The organism is Salipaludibacillus agaradhaerens, from assembly GCF_002019735.1.
GTDB classification, from domain to species: domain Bacteria; phylum Bacillota; class Bacilli; order Bacillales; family Salisediminibacteriaceae; genus Salipaludibacillus; species Salipaludibacillus agaradhaerens.
Map to the genome: position 1 here is coordinate 1,412,261 of NZ_KV917378.1, position 22,294 is coordinate 1,434,554.

Annotated in this window: 25 protein-coding genes; 9 read left to right on the forward strand and 16 right to left on the reverse strand. The window is 38.3% G+C overall.

The annotated features are described in order from the left end of the window. Positions 1-55: 55 nt before the first annotated feature. On the forward strand, positions 56-1,138 hold the full coding sequence (locus BK581_RS06875) for an FUSC family protein (RefSeq protein WP_078577469.1): 1,083 nt from the start codon (positions 56-58) through the stop codon (positions 1,136-1,138). 99 nt (positions 1,139-1,237) lie between these two features. On the opposite strand, the gene BK581_RS06880 is transcribed toward BK581_RS06875, so the two are convergent. From BK581_RS06880 to fabL, 5 genes are all read right to left on the reverse strand, one after another. Then, the gene (locus BK581_RS06880) at positions 1,238-2,980 is read right to left on the reverse strand and encodes an ABC transporter ATP-binding protein (protein ID WP_078577470.1); all 1,743 of its coding nucleotides are present in this window, start codon (positions 2,978-2,980) and stop codon (positions 1,238-1,240) included. Positions 2,981-3,126: 146 nt separating this feature from the next. Next, positions 3,127-3,654, reverse strand: a complete 528-nt coding sequence (ntdP, locus tag BK581_RS06885) for a nucleoside tri-diphosphate phosphatase (protein WP_078577471.1) — start codon at positions 3,652-3,654, stop codon at positions 3,127-3,129. 133 nt (positions 3,655-3,787) lie between these two features. Then, entirely contained in the window at positions 3,788-4,246 is a 459-nt protein-coding gene (locus BK581_RS06890; RefSeq protein ID WP_078577472.1) for a DUF3939 domain-containing protein, read from the reverse strand. 284 nt (positions 4,247-4,530) lie between these two features. Further along, positions 4,531-4,719, reverse strand: a complete 189-nt coding sequence (locus BK581_RS06895; RefSeq protein WP_078577473.1) for a gamma-type small acid-soluble spore protein — start codon at positions 4,717-4,719, stop codon at positions 4,531-4,533. Between the two features lie 102 nt (positions 4,720-4,821). Then, entirely contained in the window at positions 4,822-5,583 is a 762-nt protein-coding gene (gene fabL, locus BK581_RS06900; protein WP_078577474.1) for an enoyl-[acyl-carrier-protein] reductase FabL, read from the reverse strand. 103 nt (positions 5,584-5,686) lie between these two features. Between fabL and BK581_RS06905 the strand changes: the two genes are divergently transcribed. After that, positions 5,687-5,911 carry a cytosolic protein gene (locus tag BK581_RS06905; RefSeq protein WP_078577475.1) on the forward strand — a complete coding sequence of 75 codons (225 nt, stop codon included), beginning with the start codon at positions 5,687-5,689 and terminating at the stop codon, positions 5,909-5,911. Between the two features lie 44 nt (positions 5,912-5,955). Here the strand turns inward: BK581_RS06905 and BK581_RS06910 are convergent, their stop codons facing one another. From BK581_RS06910 to mutY, 5 genes are all read right to left on the reverse strand, one after another. After that, positions 5,956-6,486 carry a chromate transporter gene (locus BK581_RS06910; protein ID WP_078577476.1) on the reverse strand — a complete coding sequence of 177 codons (531 nt, stop codon included), beginning with the start codon at positions 6,484-6,486 and terminating at the stop codon, positions 5,956-5,958. Further along, entirely contained in the window at positions 6,483-7,049 is a 567-nt protein-coding gene (locus tag BK581_RS06915; protein WP_078577477.1) for a chromate transporter, read from the reverse strand. The genes BK581_RS06910 and BK581_RS06915 overlap by 4 nt, the downstream gene beginning before the upstream one ends. Positions 7,050-7,067: 18 nt before the next feature. After that, positions 7,068-8,681 (reverse strand): gamma-glutamyltransferase family protein, encoded by a 1,614-nt coding sequence (locus BK581_RS06920; protein ID WP_078577478.1) that lies wholly within the window; start codon positions 8,679-8,681, stop codon positions 7,068-7,070. A 600-nt stretch (positions 8,682-9,281) separates the two neighbouring features. Continuing rightward, entirely contained in the window at positions 9,282-10,040 is a 759-nt protein-coding gene (locus tag BK581_RS06925; protein WP_078577479.1) for an SDR family NAD(P)-dependent oxidoreductase, read from the reverse strand. Positions 10,041-10,055: 15 nt separating this feature from the next. Next, positions 10,056-11,123, reverse strand: a complete 1,068-nt coding sequence (gene mutY, locus BK581_RS06930; protein WP_245828919.1) for an A/G-specific adenine glycosylase — start codon at positions 11,121-11,123, stop codon at positions 10,056-10,058. 254 nt (positions 11,124-11,377) lie between these two features. Between mutY and BK581_RS06935 the strand changes: the two genes are divergently transcribed. Continuing rightward, positions 11,378-12,361: a metal-dependent hydrolase gene (locus BK581_RS06935; RefSeq protein WP_078577481.1), complete on the forward strand. Its 984-nt coding sequence runs from the start codon at positions 11,378-11,380 to the stop codon at positions 12,359-12,361. Between the two features lie 476 nt (positions 12,362-12,837). Here the strand turns inward: BK581_RS06935 and BK581_RS06945 are convergent, their stop codons facing one another. Further along, the gene (locus BK581_RS06945) at positions 12,838-13,104 is read right to left on the reverse strand and encodes a YfhJ family protein (RefSeq protein WP_078577483.1); all 267 of its coding nucleotides are present in this window, start codon (positions 13,102-13,104) and stop codon (positions 12,838-12,840) included. A gap of 142 nt (positions 13,105-13,246) precedes the next feature. On the opposite strand from BK581_RS06945, the gene sspK reads away from it, so the two are divergent. Next, positions 13,247-13,405, forward strand: a complete 159-nt coding sequence (gene sspK, locus BK581_RS06950; protein ID WP_169837591.1) for a small acid-soluble spore protein K — start codon at positions 13,247-13,249, stop codon at positions 13,403-13,405. A gap of 59 nt (positions 13,406-13,464) precedes the next feature. Continuing rightward, complete coding sequence (locus tag BK581_RS06955; protein ID WP_245829194.1) at positions 13,465-13,590, forward strand: YpzG family protein; 126 nt, start codon at positions 13,465-13,467, stop codon at positions 13,588-13,590. Between the two features lie 43 nt (positions 13,591-13,633). Here BK581_RS06955 and BK581_RS06960 read toward each other — a convergent pair whose 3' ends face one another. The 3 genes from BK581_RS06960 to recX form a co-directional block, all read right to left on the reverse strand. Further along, positions 13,634-13,927, reverse strand: coding sequence for a YfhH family protein (locus tag BK581_RS06960; RefSeq protein WP_078577486.1), 294 nt, complete (start codon positions 13,925-13,927; stop codon positions 13,634-13,636). Between the two features lie 383 nt (positions 13,928-14,310). Beyond that, positions 14,311-15,978, reverse strand: a complete 1,668-nt coding sequence (locus BK581_RS06965; RefSeq protein WP_078577487.1) for an L-lactate permease — start codon at positions 15,976-15,978, stop codon at positions 14,311-14,313. Positions 15,979-16,213: 235 nt separating this feature from the next. Then, positions 16,214-17,032 carry a recombination regulator RecX gene (recX, locus tag BK581_RS06970; protein ID WP_078577488.1) on the reverse strand — a complete coding sequence of 273 codons (819 nt, stop codon included), beginning with the start codon at positions 17,030-17,032 and terminating at the stop codon, positions 16,214-16,216. Positions 17,033-17,125: 93 nt separating this feature from the next. Here recX and BK581_RS06975 point away from each other — a divergent pair, with 93 nt between their 5' ends. The 4 genes from BK581_RS06975 to BK581_RS06980 all read left to right on the forward strand — a co-directional run bounded on the left by BK581_RS06975 (position 17,126) and on the right by BK581_RS06980 (position 19,579). Beyond that, entirely contained in the window at positions 17,126-18,031 is a 906-nt protein-coding gene (locus BK581_RS06975) for a TIGR01777 family oxidoreductase (protein ID WP_078577489.1), read from the forward strand. A gap of 67 nt (positions 18,032-18,098) precedes the next feature. Further along, complete coding sequence (locus BK581_RS19825; RefSeq protein ID WP_095995535.1) at positions 18,099-18,230, forward strand: YfhE family protein; 132 nt, start codon at positions 18,099-18,101, stop codon at positions 18,228-18,230. A 50-nt stretch (positions 18,231-18,280) separates the two neighbouring features. After that, positions 18,281-18,430, forward strand: a complete 150-nt coding sequence (locus BK581_RS19895) for a YfhD family protein (RefSeq protein ID WP_143709640.1) — start codon at positions 18,281-18,283, stop codon at positions 18,428-18,430. Positions 18,431-18,709: 279 nt separating this feature from the next. Then, the gene (locus BK581_RS06980) at positions 18,710-19,579 is read left to right on the forward strand and encodes a hypothetical protein (RefSeq protein ID WP_078577490.1); all 870 of its coding nucleotides are present in this window, start codon (positions 18,710-18,712) and stop codon (positions 19,577-19,579) included. Positions 19,580-19,629: 50 nt separating this feature from the next. On the opposite strand, the gene treR is transcribed toward BK581_RS06980, so the two are convergent. Both treR and treC read right to left on the reverse strand, forming a co-directional pair. Further along, positions 19,630-20,349: a trehalose operon repressor gene (treR, locus tag BK581_RS06985; protein ID WP_078577491.1), complete on the reverse strand. Its 720-nt coding sequence runs from the start codon at positions 20,347-20,349 to the stop codon at positions 19,630-19,632. Positions 20,350-20,371: 22 nt separating this feature from the next. Continuing rightward, positions 20,372-22,066, reverse strand: a complete 1,695-nt coding sequence (gene treC, locus BK581_RS06990) for an alpha,alpha-phosphotrehalase (protein WP_276327419.1) — start codon at positions 22,064-22,066, stop codon at positions 20,372-20,374. Positions 22,067-22,294 lie beyond the last annotated feature (228 nt).

Consider the following 22,294-nt stretch of genomic DNA (forward strand, 5'->3'; position numbering starts at 1 on the left):
ATATGGTTCAATTCGGTTAACTATTATTTTATGTAAGAAAGGAATTTGACTTATTATGAGGCTCGGTGCCCGTATTTTCAAAACAGGATTAGCTGTAACATTAGCGCTTTACGCTGCTATGTGGATGGGATTTGAGACACCTGCATTTGGGGGACTCGCTGCTTTTTTTGCTGTGCAACCATCTGTTCACAAAAGTTTAGTACTTATATGGGACCAGATTCAAGCGAACATCATAAGTGCCATACTCGCCATCGTTTTTGTACTCGCTTTTGGCCATGAGCCATTCGTCATTGGTGTTGTCGTGCTTCTGATTCTTGGTATTCATATTAAATTAAAAAAAGAAGCGATTATTCCATTAGCTGTTGTGACAGCAATCGTCATTATGGGAAGTCCAACAGATGACTTTATTAATTTTGCGGCTAATAGGTTCATCCTTATTATGCTCGGTGTTTTTTCTGCTTTTATTGTCAACATGATTTTCCTTCCGCCTAAACATGAAAATCAGCTTTATCATAAAGTAACGTATGCAAACGACCAAATTATTCAATGGATTCGTTTAATTTTGCATCACGAGGTAGACTACCACACGCTAAAAAAAGATATTAAAAAAATCCGTGGTAGCGTATTAAAGGTCGAGAACATCTATGCGTTGTATAAAGAGGAACGGAGCTATTTTCGCAAAAATGAATATGCCCGTATGCGGAAGGTCGTATTATTCAGACAGATGATGACGTGCACGAAAAAAGCGAAAGAAATTTTAAAAAGTCTTAGCAGACATGATAATGTTTTAAATCAGTTACCTGAGGAAATGGGACAGCTTTTGCAGTTACAGCTCGACTATTTAACAAATTATCATGAAAGAATTTTATTAAAGTATTCCGGCAAAGTAAAGGCACAATCCACAACTGATTATTTTGAAGAAATTAATGATGGCAAACATCAATTAATTAATGTATTTATGACTTATCATAATACAGAGCAGATCACGTCTGATGACTGGATTCATTTCCTGCCTGTCATTGGTATTATTATTGAATACACTGAGGAGCTTGAACATTTAGACCGCTTAGTTGATGGATTTTTTACGTATCATACAGATGATAATGAAGTAAAAATTAGAGAGCGTGAAAGTTTCTAAAAAATCGAAGGGACAGTCCTATAAGTATTAACTTATGAGGGCTGTCCCTTTTATTTGGTCACCTTACACTAGCTCTTTAATCATATTTTCGATATTTTGTTAATGTAATTGTTGGACTTGAAAGAGGTCGTAATAGGCTCCTCGTTTCGCTAGAAGCTCACTATGTGTTCCATGCTCTATCAACACCCCATTATCAATCACGAGTATTGTATCAGCATGCGTAATCGTAGAGAGACGATGGGCCACGATAAAAGTCGTACGGTTTTCTGCCAAATTGACTAACGATTGTTGAATAAGCTTCTCACTTTCCAAGTCAAGTGCACTTGTTGCTTCATCAAAAATAAGAATCTGTGGACTTTTTAGAAATACTCGTGCGATCGCTACGCGCTGTTTTTGCCCACCAGAAAGCTTAACGCCTCGTTCACCGATATTCGTTTCGTACCCTTCAGGTAGCTCTGTAATAAACTCGTGTGCATTGGCAGCTTTAGCTGCAGCGTATACTTCTTCATCTGTCGCTTCTGGACGCCCCATTCGTATATTGAACATTACAGAATCGCTAAAAATGATATTGTCTTGGAACACGATGCCGATGTTATCACGCAATGACCGCATTTGGTAGTCGCGTATATCCTTGCCATCTACCAAAATTCTCCCTTCTGTCACATCATAAAAGCGCGGAATTAAGCTCATTATTGTGCTTTTCCCTCCACCACTCATGCCGACAATAGCCACTGTCTCTCCACGTTTTATAGTAAAGTTAAGATTCTTTAAAACTGGATCGCTGTCATTATAACTAAATGTCACATCATCAAATTTCACTTCACCATGTGGGAGACGGTAAGGTATCGCGTCTGGTTTATCTTTTATATCATATTCTTCATCTACAAGGTCAAACACCCGGTCCATGGAAGCAACAGACTGTGTAAGTGTCGTTGAGGAATTCACGAGTCGTCTAAGCGGATTATACAATCTATCCATGTACGTGACGAAGGCAACCATCGTACCGACTGTAAGGTTCGTTTGAATGACGAGAGCACCTGCAACACCAATTACCATAATAGGGGCTATATCAGTAAGTGTGTTAACGACTGCAAATGTTTTCGCATTCCACTTCGTATGATCAATGGCTTTCGTTAAAAAATGGCCGTTCCGTTTATCAAACGTTTGTTGTTCGTAATCTTCAAGGGCGAATCCGCGAATGACGTTCATACCATGAAGGCGTTCATGTAGATGGCCTTGCACCTCTGCTAATGCTTGTGACCTCTTCCTAGTCAAATCCCGTAAACGGCTATAAAAATACTTAATTGCCATACCATAGAAAGGCAATAATGCAATGGCTACCAAGGTCAGCCATATATCCATTGTAAACATAATTATAATGGCCACTAGAATCGTAAATAAATCGAGCCAAATATTCATCATGCCTGTCACAATAAAATTCTTCGTTTGTTCTACATCATGAATGACTCTAGAAATAATTTCTCCTGTTTTACTATTTGAGTAAAACCTTAGACTCAGCTTTTGTAGATGATCAAAAAGTTGGCCACGAATATCATACAGTATTTTATTCGCCGTCCACTGAGCAAAATATTGGCGATAATATTCAATAGGAGGTCGTAAGATAATAAAGACAATTAACACGATTCCCATGAGTAAATATAACTGACTAAGCTGCTCATGAGTAGACATTTCTTCAGCCCCGATAATGTCATCTATCACATACTTTAAAATTAATGGTATTAATAAAGGAAAACTAAACTTAAGCATGCCTATACCGACCGTTAAAATGATTTGTTTCATGTACGGTTTTACAAATATGAAATAACGTTTTATGCTTTGCATCTCTACCCTCCTTTTTAACTCTTGTTCTAAGTTGTCAGTGCTAGGACTATCGAATAAGCAAGTAGATATCTTAGCTAAATAGCAGCAAAGAGAAGAAGCGGCCCATAATCATTTAGGAGCCGCCTCATTTCCACAGTTATGTAGTATTAACGATATTGTAAAAAGCGTTCATACCAATATTCGATAAAACCCGGTTCAAAGGGACCTTTTTGTTGACTTATCCATGAAACAAGCTCGTCCACTGTTCTTCTCAAAATAATTTCCACTTCATCTGGATAGTTCATCTGTTTCTTATGTAACGTAAATTCATCTTCGTCGAGTAATTTATACGTCATATCTGGAAACACCTTAATATCCAAATCATAATCAATATACTTTAATGCTTCTTCATCGTAGGTAAAGGGTGTCCCAAGATTACAGTAATAATAAATGCCATCGTTACGGATCATCCCGATAACATTAAACCAATGTTTTGAAGTAAAAAAACAGATAGCCGGCTCACGTGTTCGCCATTGCCGACCATCTGATTCTTGAACAAGAATCCTATCATTACCTCCAATGACTTCATGGGACGTCCCTTTTAGTATAATCGTTTCTTCCCACACACGGTGTAGGTTTCCGTTATGTTTATAGCTTTGCACTTCAATATTACTGCCTACTCTCGGAAAATCCACATTGTTACTCCTTTCTTTATACTTTCTTCACGTTCTCGCAAGATATAAAGTATAAGAAAATCTGTCGTACTGCTTCTTAATTTTATGATCAGAAGCTCTAAGTGTCAGCATTTAATGATAGGTATTGGTCGTTCTATATCGGCTTCCGATGCGTCACCATCCGGTCCCTCACATCTAAGTAGAGATCTATTGGCGGGTGCTCAATGAGATAGTTTTTCAACTTAAAGTAGCTGATCTTATTCGTTTTGTCTCCTGGTACAATGGGTTCTTCACCGGTCTCCATAAAATAGTGATCACATGCCACCTGACAATGATCAATATATTTAGGGAACTCAGGGTCTTCGAAAATTTCAAAGGTTTCTTTAGACATATAAAATGGTCTATCCGGTTTACCACCTAAATATTTGTGCAAAAGATCGAAATCAATTTCGTGATTATCAAGAATAATACTTCGTAAAGAAATCTCTTCGTTTAATTCTTTCGCAAAATTGTTCACAGCCTCTTGCACATCTTCAATTGTTACCGATATAACATCAATTGATTCTTTCGTATGTTGCCTCCTTTTGTTTTCGGGTTTTCGCCGGAAAAACATATTTATCCTCCCTTGAAAGTCTGTCATAAAAAGTATGACGGCTTTAGGACACAATAAATAATAGCACATTCACATTAATCATATTTATTATACTATTCTTTCATACATTTTAAAATGATACAAAGGAAAACTTCCTGGAAGAATCTCCTCCAGAAACACCCCCATCGACATAGACTGAACCATAACAAAGAGGATGGCTCAAATAGGAACATACATACCTATACTGAGTCATCCTCTTTAAACAATCGCCACCGTTTCAATTGACAGTGAATACGTTATTCAATTTACTGTTGCTGTTTTTTTGAAGATGCTTGTTGTTTCTTTTGCTCAGACTGTTGATTTTGTTGACGCACTTCTTGAGCGTCAGTTTCACTTGCAAATTCATAATTCTGACCTTGGGCAGATTTTTGATTTTGCTTCTGAACTTGTTGAGCATTTGTTTTAGAAGCGTTTGGTTGTTGGTTATTTTTCATGTGTATCACCTCCACATGACTTAATATATCCAACGGTCAACATGTTACTCATAAAAAAATTATCATTTTATTCCATTTTTATTATTTATCGGTATCTAAACGTTAGGTCAGTAGAGATATTCCCCCATCTACAATGATCGTCTGACCACGAATCATTTTAGCTTCGTCAGATAATAAAAAAACAGCTGCATTCATTAAATCTTCAGGTTCTACCAATTGCCCTGCTGGTGTACGTGTTTTAGCATCTGCAAGTAATTCTTCACGGTTTGGAAAATGTGTTAAAGCATCCGTATCAACAGCTCCTCCTGAAACAGCATTAACCCGTATATTATAGGGTGCCAACTCTACTGCAAGATAGCGAGTTAATGCTTCAACTGCTGCTTTGGACACACCTACCGTTGTATAATTTGGTAAATATCTCCCTGCACCAAGTGAGCTCAGGCTCACGATTGCCCCTCCTGAATTTTGCCGTTTCATACGTTCTGCCGCCATTTGTGAACAAAACAGCATCGCCTTAGCATTCGTATTCATCGTCCAATCCCAATGGCTTTCTTCAATTTCCATAAGAGGCTTAAGCACTCCAGAAGCCGCGTTATTAACGAGAATATCAAGCCGACCGAATGTGTCATCAATCTGATTAAACAATTCTTCTACTTTCTCTTTTTTAGCAATATTTGCTTTAACGGCTATCGCCTCTCTGCCAAGTTTTCGAATTTCTTCAGCCGTCTCTTCGGCTTTAGTGCGACTTCTTGCGTAATTAACAACGATGTTATAGCCACGTTCAGCAAGCTTAAGGGCAATTTGCTTTCCTATTCCCCTACTACTTCCTGTAATTAAGGCTACCTTTGTATTTTTAGTGGTCATAATTATTTATCTCCTTTAATATTTACTCTGTATGCTCAAATGTATAAGTTCATTCTTTCATTGAAAAACTATACGTAAAGATTATACACTAGGAGGCACACCAATGTATGTTGGTAGAGACATGGCTGAGTTAACCATGACACCTAAGACAGAATGGACAGAAAAAGAATTAGCTTATTTTCATTATTTGTTTCAGCAGATTTCACCTTATTTAAGTGCTGAAGGCGTCACTATCCACCGCGAAATTGTCGAGGAAATTATGGACCGTGATGGGTTAACGCCTTTAGAAGCAGAGTGGACAAGTGGTACGAGACTTCATTTTGATTAACACTACTAGCAGCGACAGCCCCGTCTATACGGGGCTGTTAAAGGTTAAGCTAAAAATATCGCCCCATAAACGAGGGCGGCGGTTATCACAAATGCAGGATGCACCTTTCTAACTTCCATAAGAAAATAACTGGCTCCTAATAAAAAGATCGTATGTATCCACCCGTTATCACTTAAAGAAGAAAAGGCAAAGCGATATGTCATCAGTCCAAGTAGTACAGCAATCGCTGGTCTAACGATAGCGGATAACTTCTTTACTTTAGGAGAATCTTTAAATTTCATGAGTACTCCCATCAGCACGAGCATTAATATTAAAGATGGGGCGATGGTTGCAAAGAGAGCCACTACTGCGCCAAGAACGCCTGCTTGTTCAAAACCGACAAAACCGGCCATCTTCGTAGCAATAGGACCGGGCAATGCGTTTCCAAGTGCTAAAACCTCAGCAAACTCATCCACTGTCATCCAACCATAATTATGAACTACTTCATGTTCTACTAATGGGATTAACGCTGGACCACCACCGTAGCCAACGATATTAGGAATAAAAAAGGCGAGAAATATATGCCAATAAATCAAGAAGTCTCACCTGCCTTTTCACTGCCCTTACGCTTCTCAGGCTTAATAAAGACATAAAGAATGAGCCCGACGATTAGAATAGCAGGGTGAACACCTAATAATTGCAAGGTAATAACAGATAATATAACTAAAAACATCACTCTCAACCACCCAAAATCAGCGGTTGATTTCTTAATAAACCCCCATGTTAAAACACCTAACATCACAGCCACTACAGGCAAAACACCACGTGTCATTCCCTGTACCCATTCGTATTCACGAAAAGAGGCTAATGAAAAAAGTACGAAGATAAGTAAGGCAACTGTCGGTATAACTGAAGCCACAAGCGCATTAATCATACCTATGACACCTGCAATACGAAAGCCAATATAACCAGCCATTTTAGTGGCGATCGGGCCTGGTAATGTATTACCGATGGCTAATATATCAGACAACTCTTCTTCTTCAATCCACCCGTAGCGCTCCACAACTTCTTTTTGAATAAGTGGTATTGCGGCTGGTCCACCACCATAACCGAGAAGGCCCACTCTAAGGAAGGCCATAAATAAATTTATTTGTTTCATTTTTTCAGGACACCTTTCTTAATAGACCGCTACAGCTCCATCTGTTCTCGATTCGGTTCCTCCGCATAGTACGCCTGTGGTAGGATCACGCCAAATAATTTGACCTCTGCCGAAATTGTTACTGACGTGAGTGAGCATGACACTATGCCCTCTTGCAGCTAAAGCGTTAATAATGTGATTTGGGACGGATTGCTCAAACAAAACCTCTTTTTCTTTCATCCACTGCCACCTCGGAGCATCTAGTGCCGCTTGTGGGTTTAACCCAAAATCAATCGTATTCATAATGACTTGTAGATGCCCTTGTGGCTGCATAAAGCCACCCATTACTCCAAAAGGTCCTACAGGGTCTTTACCTTTCGTTAAAAACCCCGGAATAATAGTATGATACGTACGTTTACCTGGCTTCAATGCATTATCGTGTTCTGGATCAAGGCTAAAGTTATGCCCTCGATTTTGTAAAGAGATACCCGTGTTAGGGACGACTAATCCAGAGCCAAATCCCATATAATTACTTTGAATAAACGACACCATATTACCCTCGTCATCAGCAGTAGCTAAATAAACGGTTCCACTGGAGGAAGGGTCCCCTGCTTCCGGCAAACGTGCTTCTTCCCCAATGAGCTGCCGCCTTGATTCACTATACGTCTCACTGAGTAAATCATCCACACGTTGCTTCATATGGGACGCGTCAGTAATGTATGCTTCTCCATCTGCAAAAGCAAGCTTCATTGCTTCTATTTGTTTATGAAATGTCTCTTCATCATCACGAGAAGTAAATGTCTCATTTTTTAAAATATTTAAAGCCATTAAAGCTACTAATCCTTGCCCGTTTGGTGGTATTTCCCAGACATCATAGCCCTTATAATGAACCTTAATAGGCTCAACCCACTCAGGTTTATATGCTGCTAAGTCCTCTTTTCTTAAATAACCACCGTTTTGGCGTGAGAAGGCGTCCATTTTATCCGCTAATTCTCCAGTGTAAAAGGCCTCTCCATTTGTGCGGCCAATTGCTTCTAATGTAGTAGCATGCCCCTCCGAACACCAAATTTCTCCGGCTTTTGGAGCCCTACCTCCAGGTGCAAAGGTATCGAACCAGCTATTGAACATGTCACCTTTTAAAGTTTTACTGAAACTGTCGGTCGCTTTTCCCCAGAAGTATGATAGCACTGGGCTGAGGGGATAGCCATTTCTTGCATAAGATATGGCTGGCTTAAGAACTTCGGTTAGCGGTAGTTTGCCAAATTTCTTAGACAATTCAACCCAAGCCCCCGGCGCTCCAGGTACCGTTACAGGTGTCCATCCAAATTTAGGGATTTGCTCAATGCCTTGCTCTTTCAATTTTTCGATTGAAATGCTTTTAGGCGCCTGTCCACTTGCATTCAGTCCATGAAGCTTATTTTTTGTCCATACGAGAGCAAAGGCATCACCGCCTATACCATTTGATGTCGGTTCTACAACAGTAAGGCACGCAGCTGTAGCAATCGCTGCGTCAATAGCATTGCCGCCTTTTTTAAGGATATCTAAGCCAGCCTGTGAAGCTAAGGGTTGGGATGTTGCTATCATACCATTCCGTCCATATGTCACCATTCGTTTAGAAGGATAAGGATAATTTAAGGCATTTGCTTGTGTCATATGTGTGAAATCCTCCTGTTTTTTATCCATCTTAACATATTTCGCGTAACGAAATTGATTTTTTTAGCTAGAAGTAATACCTTATTTGTTTTCCAATAAGGTGATACACTACAAATGAAAGCTTCACATTTTAAAAATGTAGACATTCCAAAAACGCTTAGCGCTTTTCTTAATTAACACACTGTGAATGATGAGGACCGTGTAGAAGTGTTAGTCATACAAAATAAAGAGACTGTTAAACCTTTCAAAACGTGCGTCTTTTAAAGGAACATTTAACTTAATTATCATTATTTGTTGAAATCGAATAAAACGAATCTTCAATCAGTAGGCGTTTTCGTACACTGATTGATAGTTGCGTAAATCAGGACATGGGCGTCAGTTATCTGTGATAAATTATTAGCGCAAATTAATCGAACATTGAAAAATAAACGGTATCAAAATATCGTTTTTTAAGGGATTGCAATGAGCTAAGGCTTTAGATCCAATAAGGGGAAAGAGTTTATCACCTCATTTAGCTGAAGGAGATTTCTCAGGAAAGCGTCTATCTGGAAACAGAAGCAGTATGAAATTGTTCACTCGTGAAAATGAATCTAAACGTACTTAAAAGTTTGCATTTGATTGGCCACCATCCACATTCAATGTGGCCCCTACTACCCATCTGGCTCGCTCTGAGGCCAAGAAAACAACAACATCAGCTATTTCTTCAACCGTACCCAACCTGCCAGCAGGAATTTCTTGCTCAACAAACTGACCAATTTTTTCGGGGTCTTCTTCAAGCCTTTTTTGCCAATTTCCAGTAGGGTGTAAGATAGATCCTGGCGCTACACCGTTAACACGAATCCCATCTTTCGCCAACTCATCAGCCAATGATTTCGTAAAACTTATCATGGCTGCTTTCGCATTATTATAAGATGGTTTTCCGCCAGATTCTCTGCCAAAGATTGACGAGATATTAATAATAGCGCCTTGTTTCTTTTTCTGCATATAGGGAACAGCCATCTGACTAAAGTGGACAGCTGAGAAATAATTAAGCTGCATTGCCTCCTCAAACTGTCTCAAATCTGTTTCCATCGTTTTTCCACCGCTACTTCCTCCCACATTATTAATTAAAATATCAATGTCCCCAAACACTTCTAAAAAAGAGGTCATCACTTTTTCACGAGCGTGGAAATCCATTAGGTCTCCTTGAAATGTCACCACTCCTGGTAAGTCTCGTTTCGCTTTTTCTAAGTCTTTTTCATTTCGAGCAACGATCCCTACTTTCGCTTGCTCAGTCAAAAAAGCCTTAGCGATTCCTTTACCAATACCCTTTGAGCCACCTGTTATTAGGACTGTCTTCCCTTGCAATTGTAAATTCATGATTATGAACCCCTTTCAAAGTGAATGATCGATAATCTTCTGATGCGAGACAGGAAATGGATAATAACTTATATCGTCACGATCTACAAATAACCGTGTTGTTGCTCCTGAAAATACCGTTTCCTCTAATTTCGTTATAGTAGCTGTATACACTTCCATTTCCCAAACAATATGAGTGAAAACATGCCTTACTTCTTGAACGGCATCCTTTGCGAGACTCACTTCAACTCCAAGAGCACTTAAATGAGCTTTTAAATCATCGTTTGTATCAGTCACAGCTTCAATATTAGGAAATTGCCACAGTTTAGCAAGAAGGCCTGTTTCAGGTCTTTTTTCAATAAGTATTTTTCCTTCTTCATCTTTAACAACCGCTACTTTCATTTGTAATTTTTTTGGTGGCTTTTTCTTAGCTTTAACAGGTAGTATCTCTTGTACCCCTTCCTCGCGTGCAGCGCAATGCGATTGAACAGGACAAAGAAGACAGGCTGGCTGTCTAGGTGTACAGATTAGCGCCCCAAGCTCCATTAACGCTTGATTAAAATCAGAAGCTCTTTCCTGAGAAATGAGTTTCATAACGAGCATTTCAAACGTATGGCGTGCTGAGGGTCTACTTATATCATCATAAATAGTATAAAGTCGAGATATCACTCGCATGACATTACCATCCACGGCAGGCGCGGGTATGTTATAAGCGATGGAAAGTATGGCACCTGCCGTATAAGGTCCAACTCCTCGAAGACTTTGTACCTCATCAGGCGTGTCAGGCACTTGTCCTCCATATGTGGCTGCTACTTCCTTTACAGCCGTATGTAAATTTCGAGCTCTAGAATAATAACCGAGCCCTTCCCATGCTTTTAATACCGTCTCTTCTTCCGCCTCAGCCAAATCTTGTAATGTGGGAAATAAAGTCATAAATCGTTCATAGTAAGGGATAACGGTATCCACTTGGGTTTGCTGAAGCATGATTTCGGATACCCAAATTTTATATGGATCATTTTCTCTCCGCCACGGAAGATCCCTTTTATTCTCATCGTACCAATTGAGTAAGTCAGATTGAAATTGAACATTGTCAATATGTTTCACACTATATTCTCCTTTTGAAATATTAATATTAGGGTATGAATAAACTATAAGTGTGCGTGTCCCAAATCGAATACTACTGTCTTCTATTAGTGACATAACACATGCGTAATTTCACCTAAAAGGTTATTATAAAGCTTAAAGAGACTTTTTGTCATACAATGTGATAAAATAATAAAATTTTTGCTGACAGCTTACTTAAATGATACGATAAGCCCGAAACACGACTGACAACAAGAGGCAAGGAGGGAAACTTTATGGATACAGGAACCCATGTTGTCATGGGGATTGCCATAGGGGGATTAGCAACACTAGATCCTGCAGTATCATCTAGTCCTGAAATGACTCAAGCGGCTATGATTGGTGTGCTGGTTGGATCACAGGCCCCAGACTTTGACACCGTTTTAAAGTTACGTAACAACTCCTCATATATTAGGCATCACCGTGGTGTCACTCATTCGATTCCTTTTTTGTTTATATGGCCGACGGTGATTACCCTTTTTCTATATTGGTTAATTCCAAATCTAAATTTATATAACTTATGGGCTTGGATATTTCTCGCTGTATTTCTGCATGTTTTCGTAGATATATTTAATGCATATGGAACGAAAGCGTTAGCGCCATTTTATTCTAAATGGCTCGCTTTAGGTATTATTAATATTTTCGATGCCTTTATTTTCATCGCCCATATAATAGGCATTCTGTTTTGGAGGTTCGGCTTCCCACCAGGATGGACATTCCTCACCATGTATGGTGTAATCGTACTTTATTATATTTGGCGGATTAAAGCGCAGCGACGTGTTTATCATCATGTAAAGTCGTTACACCCTGATGCAACACATATTTTTACCTCTCCTACCTTTAAATGGAGTAGGTGGCATGTCGTTGTTCGAACAAACTCAATGATGTACGTTGCTGAAAGTAGAGCAAACAAAATTAACTATTTTGAATCATACCCTTTTGAGCCCATACCAGATGATCCGATTATTAACGCAGCACGAAAAGATAAAAATTTAGCAGCCTTCCTCTCCTTTTCTCCAGCTTATCGATGGGCGGTTTCCATTGAAAGGCATGGCTATTCAGTGAAGTTTGTCGATCTAAGGTATCGTAGTAAAGGGCACTATCCCTTCGTAGCAATCGTAAGAATGGATGAAGATTTACGTATTTTAAGCTCTTACACTGGATGGATTTATAACAACGCTTCACTTCGTCGAAAATTGGAAACCGTCGCAGTAGAATAATTAATATAGTCGAGATTGGAGATTAAACAACCACCAACGCACTCTTTTGAGTTCTGCTTAATAATTTAGACATCATGTTTATCCAAACATGATGTCTAATTGCATTAATACAAAGGTAAATGGCCAAATTATAAGAGAGAATTTAACTATTATATACATGACATTTTCTGACCAACTTAATGATTTTTTTGATTGCTTCTTTTTACGAAGATGTCTAAATAATAAGAATGACGATATCACGAAACCTAAAAACGCTAACCCTTGTAGTAAGTTCAAAAAAGGCATTATCATGAATCCTCTCACCCTTTCACACATTAAAAAAGAACTGGTGTCATGTTCGATTGAACTGAACTCACTATGGTTTAACCTCTGTTTTATAGAATGCTTATTTTTAAAAGCGTAACCTTAGCGTACTCATTAAATCGAGAAGAACAGCCTACTAAGTAGACTGCCCTCCATATTTTTATACGCTTATCTTAATGATAAAACTTCTTTTTTTCAAACCATTCTTTATATTTTGGTTTCTCTAATAATACTTCATGAAGTCGTGGTCCGTAATTATCTATCCACTGAGATAACACTTTTTCTGTCGTATCTTTTCCTTTATATTTTTGCCCTGCTTTTGCATACGTCGCCTCAAAATCTTCCCACAGCAGTTCTATCCAAGTACGAGCTTCAAAATAAGATAAGTGATCATTTTGTTCTAATAGTCGGTTAGTCAACCGTTCATAATAATCATACATATTAAAAGCTCCTTCCTGTTATTTCTTACATGTTATTAGCCCCCACTCGATGAAAGAGATAACCGGGAGAAATTGTTATCATTAAAAAATTGGACAAGTGGAGATAGTAAAGACAACCCTGTTAATAAAGGAGGTTAACCTTTTGCGTAATAATAACCGAGATTTGCCGAGTCGTATCTCATTAGATAAAGGCCGGCACGACATGTCACGTTTTGCTTCGAAACGACCAGATGGTTCAATAAAAGATCATCCAAAACAACGAATGGCTGCTTCCTCTGAAAAACAGGAGGATGACATTTAAGATTTTGAAGGGAGTTTCTCATAATGGTGAATACTCGGACTTTGAACGGCAAAAACAAAATGCAACAAGACCCTTTTCAATCGCCAAGAGCCAATCCAAAGCGTGCCTTTCATCAAGTAAATGGCGAAACCGAACAAAGCTTACACAATCAAATTTTGGAAGTTCAAACACGCAAAAGAACGTAACTATTATCAGGGAACAAAGGAGGAAGGGATGCTTTCCTCCTACCTACGTTATACGTCTCCCTAAGAGAGAAATGGGTACAGCTTCCTTGCCACTGTTGGCATTTCTATATCCCCAGGCAAAAACACCATTCAAATAATCAATTAAAAAGACGTCTTCACTGTCATTTATTTGATATTTTTCCCCTGCATGAAAATCATCCGGGCTTAACAAATAGGCTTGAGCGAGTAACATTTTTCGTTCATGTACCGCAAATTCATTAATCATCCCCATCTGTTCAGCTTTTTGAGCTTTCACTTTTAAATCAGCTACTTCTTGTTGAAGTTCTGCCATGGACATTAAACTATATTTCTCCAATGGCTCAGCCCCTTTCGTTTCATAAAGTTAAGCTTCAATCAGTGGGAGTCATCTCCTACTGATTGTTAATTTAACTTATCGAACCTTTAGGGAAAGTTTATCCCTCACCTACACTTTTCGACCTTCTTAAGTTATGAGGTAGGGGATTACTGCCCTTAAGAGTGGGATAAAGGTTCTTATTTACTAAACTTTAGTAACAAAGTAGCTAAAGCTCTTATCTTCTTTATACTATAATTTTTATGTTTTTTCTAAAGAAAAGAATTGTTACCTGTTATTACAGCTTAGAGAAGGTGTTTTCACAACGCATACATCACTTTCTTTACTCAGTAGTGTTAAACACCCATCAATGCGTCATAGTACTAATCTTACAGAAACGTTAAGATAAGCCCGATCGTTCCTGCGAAGAGGGCATAATACAACATAGGTAAAATTGTCATGCGAATAATTGCTCCTTCTCTTCCTACCAATCCTACAACTGAAGCAGCTGCAACGACATTTAAAACACAAATCATATTCCCGGCATTAGCTCCCATGACTTGAAGGGACAAAATAAGAGTGGGATCTGCACCGATTTGATCTGAAACACTTGTTTGGAACAAGCTGAACATCATATTACTAAAGGTCGCACTGCCCGAAATAAACGAGCCTAATGCACCAATAATAGGGGCCATGATCGGCCAACCGCTTCCCATCAAAGCGGATGCCGTGTTTGCCAGCTCAACTGGCATAGCCTCAAGACCACTTCCATTAATTCCTGAATTAATAAATATTCTCACCATAGGAACAGCAGTAAATAATGTAAGCGCCGTTCCTATTACTGCCTTACCTGACCATGTAAATGCACGCCTCACTTGATTTTTTGTCATTTTATGAACAAAGATTGTAATGATCACAACGAGTATGAACACGAAGCCAGGAATATAAAGCGGTTCTAACTGTTCACCGATCTCTGTACCTAAAATATTGTTCCAACCCACTGTGACACTCCGTAATTTTTCCTTAAATGGTAGCGCGTCAAGACGAGTAAGAACGAGAAACAAGCCTACTAGTAAATACGGTATCCAAGCGACAGCCAACGGTAACTGTGCTTTTGTTTTATCCGCCTCATCATTAGCAGTTATTTTCCCTACCCACGAAGATAACCAATTTTCTTCTTTAGCAAAGTCCCACGACGTTTTTGGTAACAGAAAACCTTTCTTGGCAGCCGGTATGACGATCATGAGTCCAATTAGTCCGCCAAAAATAGACGGGAATTCTGGTCCTAAAAAACGTGCAACTATCAAAGCTGGTAACGTAAAGCTTAGCCCTGCAAAAATGGCAAACTTCCAAATGGCCAAGCCGTCCTTCCACGACCTGTCTTCCCCAAAGAAGCGTGTTAAAATGAGGACCATGATTAGTGGCATAAAAGAGCCCACAATAATGTCAATACTCATAATTTGAGTTGCTAGCTGTTGGAGGAAAGCTGCCATGCCACCTGCTTCTGACACATAAGGTAACGCAATCGAACTCACTTCAGTTCCCTCGTATAGCCCTTGTTCTACTCCTACTATGATCGGTGTTCCAACTGCCCCAAAAGAAACAGGTGAACTATCAGCTATTAGAGCTAAAACAACGGATGCCAACGGAGGAAATCCTAAAGCTACAAGTAAAGGCGCTGCAATAGCTGCTGGTGTCCCAAATCCTGCTGCCCCTTCAATAAAAGCACCAAATAGCCAAGCAATAATAATTAATTGCACACGGCGGTCAGGAGAGACCCCCATAAAACTCGCTCTAATTGTGTCAATAGCACCGGAAAGTTTAAGTGTATTTAAAAGTAAAATTGCACCAAAAACAATATATAAGATGGATAGACCAATCATAATTCCTTCAATAAAAGACGCACTAATAATGATGAATGGCACTTGCCAATATACAATAGCTAATAATGCTGTCGCAACCAAGCTAATAGCCATAGCCCGTACAGCAGGCATTTTTAACACTACAAGAAAAAGCATAACTGAGATGATAGGTGTTAACGCAATAATTGATGACATAGATAAACATATTCCTTTCTAGTGATAATTTAACTGTTGTCGAAATTCAATACTAGCCTTCCCGTTGTTCTGTATATTTACTGCTGTCAAAGCCAGATTTTTTTAAAACAAGTATTCTTATTTTGTCCTTAATCATTATATCGACATTAAAAAACAATTTTAGCTAGCGAAAAAAACAGTTTTGTGTCGATTTTTAAAGCGCTTTCATAAATATCTAGAAAAGAATCCTGCTTTATTATGTCAAATTTTCTTCTTTTTTAGCCTGGAGCCATTGATCTATTAACTCTGTCGTAAACCCTCTTGAGAATAAAAACTGTTTTATACGCTGGTCACGTTCCCATTCAGGTTTTTTTTCATACTTCTTCCACGCTTTTTCTCCTTGTTTTTCTACTGCCCGCCATTCAATTTCTGGATCTTCTTTCAATTCAGCTTCTTTCAATGCCTCTACGGCTATAGAGTGTGAATAACCCCGCTGTATAATAAATTGAATCAATTTTTGCTGTTTCTTTTTTACTCCTTCATTCTTATAGGAGGATTGTTTTTTTTCAATCATAACGATCGCGTGGTGAAGCTGAAGCTCAGTGGAATATTGAGTCATTACATCATCAATAAGTGCTTGACTTATTCCTTTTTGATACAGCTCCTGCTGAATGATTAAAGGCCCTTTTTTTCCAGTATCACGTTTTGTACGAACAAAAGCTTCTGCAAATAGTCTGTCATCGATAAATTGCAGCTCACGGAGTCTGTCCATTATTTCTCCAGCCTGCTCATCACTGACTTCATGATCTTTCAAATAAGTTAACACTTCTAATTCAGAGCGCATTCTATAAGACAGAAAATTCAGCACTTTTTGCATCATCTTGTCTAAATTGTCTTTCTCCTGTAGTTGGGATATGTCGGCTTCTGAAATTTCTTTTCCTTTTAATAACTGTTCTTGTACTAGTAAATTTTCAGATACTGTAAAAGCATATTGATCTTTATTGTTTTCTTTTATATAAATATGAAATCTATCTTTTCTTTTTTTAGCTGCGGTAATTTTTGAAATAACTGGCACCCTAACCTCTCCTTTAGTTAAAACGTTTCAAGACGTACATTTAAAGGGAATAAAAGTATAACGGTATCAAAACCTTAAGGAGGTACAATCGATATGAAAATAGCTATAACAGGTGGAACAGGTCTCATCGGACAAGCTGTTACTAAAGAACTTATTTCAAGAGATCATCATGTCCTTATTCTAACGAGAAATAAAGAAAATAAAAAGAGTAAATATGGGATCACCTATGTAGAATGGCTAAAAGAGGGTACATATCCTGAAAAAGAACTTGAAGGTATTGATGGATTAATTAATTTAGCAGGAGAAAATTTGAATAGTGGCAGATGGACAGCGGATAAAAAGAAGGAAATATTGCAGAGCCGTATTGTCGCAACACGTGAAGTCGTACGAATAATCGAACAGCTAAAGAAGAAGCCTGACGTTTTAGTTAATGGATCTGCAGTAGGTTTTTACGGTACGTCCTTTACTCAAACATTTACCGAAAAAGAAACGACACCAGGGAATAATTTTTTAGCTGATGTTGTAGCAAAGTGGGAAAACGAAGCCTTGAAAGCAGCGCCAACTGTAAGAGTGGTATGTGCTCGTTTCGGCCTCGTATTATCGGTAGAAGACGGCGCCCTAAAAAAGATGTTACCACCATTTCGCCTTGGAGCTGGGGGGAAACTTGGCACAGGTGAACAATGGATGTCGTGGATTCATATCAGTGATGTGGCTAGAGCTCTAGCACATTCTCTCACTACTCCTTCCCTTCAGGGGCCTGTAAATATAACAGCTCCTCATCCACAAATGATGAAACACTTTGGGCAACAGTTAGCTGCTGTTTTAAATCGGCCATTTTGGGCCCCTGTACCAAGTAGTCTATTAAAATTCATACTTGGTGATATGAGTATCCTTATTTTAGAAGGACAAAGAGTCCTACCTGCGAAGTTAGAACAACACGATTTTCGGTTTCAATTTCCCCATCTACAAGATGCATTAACTGATTTGATAAAAAAATAATTATTTCTGCATAAATGGAATAACTTCTGGTCAGTATAAGGAAAAGCGACTAAAAGGAGGCTCTCCTATGGCTACCGACGCAAAGAAAAGAAAAACAAGGGCAGAAAAACGATTAACATCCCGCGCGCTTGAAATGGCCCATCAATCTGATTTCAAAGCGGCTGATAAAGCGTTCTCCAAGCACAAATCAAACTTGTAGTTGAACAATTAGTCAACATGATTAACTATGGATAAAAAGGAGCGGTTTCTATGGATCCACGTAAAAAAAGACGGGAAGCAACTGAGGACGATAGCAATAAAGATGTAAAATATAGTGATGAATTAGCTGATACAGAAGACCGTGAAGCACAAGCAAGAGCGAAAGCGGCTACTCAACGCGTTAATAAAAACAATATTTAATAAGACTCCTCTGCCTTCAATAAGCAGAGGAGTTTTGTCTTTTGTCTATTTAAAATTGTTTTCTTTACTACACAAATGGACAAAAGACAGTTATGATGGAGAGAGAAGATTAGTGTCATTATCATTCTCTTTGATCTATCTCTTGGAACACATGTTATGTTTATGTGCTATTCTCAGTCGTACATGAGCCGCCTGCTAGAAAGGAACTGAAGCAATAAAGTACCTTCATCACTCTTTTCAAGCGCTACTATATCTTATGAAAGAAAGGACCGGTGAAGTATGCCTGCATTACCACCAAGTTTCTTAGGAAAAAAAGTTTATCTGGATGGCCAAAACAGCCGTTATTACGTCTTAAAATATGAGGAGGTACAGGGGGTAAAGAAAATTCATGCGTTATTATTCGAGCGAGAAGCGCCTGTTATTTTCGCCGTTTTAGATCATAACGGTCAATTCCTTGACTCTTTTTTCCTGTCAAATAAAACGACTGTTGATTCATCTAAAGCAATGGAGCGCTATAAAAAAATAGCTGAACGCAAAAGTCATCATAAAGTAACCCAGGACGATTTAAAGGACGCACTTAAACCTGAGAAAGACGCTAAAATGAAAAACGATAATATTATTAAACACCTCATTGATGAACATCTTGAAGATATTAAGCATCAATGGCCATCTCGCCTAATTGCCCTGCAAAATGCTGACGGCAAAGCAGACAATTCTCTCATCATGACCACGCTGAAACAAGCTATTAAAGAAGCGAATGCTTTAAAATCATTTAAATTTATTTTAAATCACCGGATCGACTCATATATCCCACTTTTAGCTGAGCATATCAATGATCACCCTCAACTCATTCAAGAAATATCAGCCTATTATTTAAGCCACGACTACGCCAAAATCATGTCTCAATTCGTATTTAACGCAACTCAATACATTTCAATAGAAAATGCTGAAACAATTGAATTGTTATTAACAGAAGCACAAAAGATTGACAGGGTTAACTATTCATCGGTTTTTAAGCAAGCGTTAGTTAAATTACTAAAACGCGTTAAAGTTGAAACAAATATGCCGACAAAAACGTGGCTAGGAGAAACCATTCGCAATCACTCGCTTAAAAAAGATATTGTGGACATCTTAAAAAAGACGCGTTAAGCCAAAAGAACAAGCCGCTGTTTAACGTGGCTTGTTCTTTCATAGCTATCCTAGTGGTGTACATTCCGTCGAGCGAAGTCAACAAACTTAAATTTATCTGGTCGATGACGGGATTCTGTATATTGAAATAAACTTGCATCATCAAAATAAACGAAATTTTTCACAATGACAATATTGGTGAAACCGTCTAGGTCTAACAGACGTCTATCCTCTTCAGTCGGTTCAACAACACTAATTTCCTTCTTAGCAAAACTAATCGTTAATCCAAGTTCATGTTCAATGTACTCGTAAATCGAGTTCTCACAAGTTTCTTTCGTTAGATTACTAACAAAAGAATGATTAAGATAATCTTTATCAAGAATGATCCGCTCACCATCTATTTCCCTTACCCGATACACTTCCCAAACTTTATCTTTACCTGTCACATTTAAATGCCGCTGAATGTTTTGATCAGGCTTAATAAGCTCTAGCACTTCCACAATAGTACGATGCTCTTTCCCCATATTCACTGCTAGCTCTTTAAAACTGATCAACCCTGAAATGGGAAAGTCAATTTTTTTTGCATCGAGCACGATTGAGCCCTTACCTTGAATTTTTTGAATAAAACCATTTTGTGATAATAGTGTTAATGCTTTTCTAATCGTTTCTCGAGAGGTATTAAAGTCCTTCATCAAATCATGTTCGGACGGTAGCTTCGTATTGGCTGGATAGATACCAGACCGAATATCATCTGCAATTTCCCGATATATTTGAAAATATTTATTTTTCATAGACATCACCTTTTACAGTTTATCAAACTTTTTTCATATGATAAACTAACGACTCATAAGGCTTTATTGACATTGTTTTGCTTAGCACCTTATTCTCTTCATAATTAGTTAAAAGCAAAGTGGCTTCGTAGCTTTCCACGTCTAGATCATCTGGTAACTGACATTGTGTCTCCCCATCATAAAAATGGTTTATGACTAACAATTTCTCATCGTTATATGTCCGGACGTAGACGAAAAGTCTGTCGTCATTTTCTAAAAGCAACTGATAATCGCCATATGTTACTATATCTAATTCTTTCCGAAGATTAATTAGTCTCTTATAATGGTGAAAAATTGAATCTTTATCTTCAATAGCGGCAGACGCATTAATTTGCTCATAATTTGGAGCCAATGGAATCCATGGTGTTCCATCAGTGAACCCTCCATTTATGTCACTATTCCATTGCATAGGCGTCCTTGAATTATCTCGGGATTTAGCTTGGATAATCTTTAGAATCTCTTGCTCCCTATAACCTTCACTCTTTTTTGCTTCATACATGTTGAGCGTTTCCACATCGCGGTAATCATCTATCGTATTAAATTTTGGATCGGTCATGCCAATTTCTTCCCCTTGATATATATAAGGTGTCCCTTGCATCAAATGAATGGTCGTGGCTAACATTTTGGCAGATTGCTTATGATAGTCACCATCATTTCCATATCGTGTAACTACACGCGGCTGGTCATGGTTACACCAAAACAACGCATTCCACCCGCCACCTTTGTACATTTCAGTCTGCCAAGTTGATAAAATACGCTTTAATGCCCCAAAATCCATCTCGGCAAGGGCCCATTTTTCACCATCAGGATAATCGACTTTTAAATGATGAAAATTAAATGTCATGTTTAATTCTTTTCTATCCGGTCTCGTGTACTTAATACAATGGTCTATCGTAGTTGAACTCATCTCTCCAACTGTCATAACATCGTACTTGGAAAAAACACATTCGTTCATTTCATGGATAAATTCATGTACTCTTGGACCATCTGTATAGAATTTACGTCCATCACCAGGGAGAATCGTACCTTCATCATTAGGGAAATCCTGATCCTTTGAAATTAAATTAATGACATCAAGGCGAAAACCATCTACACCTTTTTGAAACCAGAAATGCATCATATCGTAAATAGACTGACGCACCTCTTGATTTTCCCAATTTAAATCTGCCTGTGTAACGTCAAAAAGATGTAAATAATAATCACGAGTCGTCTCGTTATATTGCCATGCACTTCCACCGAATTTTGACTGCCAATTTGTTGGCTCCTTCCCATTTACAGCACTCTTCCAAATATAATAATTCCTATATGGGTTAGCCTTTGATGATGCTGATTCTTTAAACCACTTGTGCGCTGTTGACGTATGGTTAACAACGATATCCATAATTATTTTCAAGCCACGTTCATGTGCCTCTTTCAATAATAAATCAAAGTCTTCCATCGTCCCATATTCTTCATGTATGCTGTAATAATCACTAATATCGTAGCCATTATCTCTCTGCGGCGACGTATATATTGGTGTAAGCCACAAGACGTCCACACCTAATTGTACTAGATAATCCAGTTTATCAATTATTCCTTGAAGATCACCAACGCCGTCACCTGTCGTATCGTTAAAACTCTTCGGATATATTTGGTAGACGACAGCTCTTCTCCACCATTCATTCATTTCGATTCCCATTGTGAAACCTCCGATTAAACGTTTTCAAAATATAACCTTTTTAAAATATTTTAATATAAGTATATCTTGTATATACAAGATAGTAAAGTGTCTTAAGATGAAGAAGATATAGAAATCATTCACTTATTTAGTGGGCAAGTCCCTTCTTTTATTTCATTCTCTCCCTTTCCATTGATCATCATCTTTAACAAAGTCGATGAGTTAGTGGAAAAATAATGTTAAATAGAA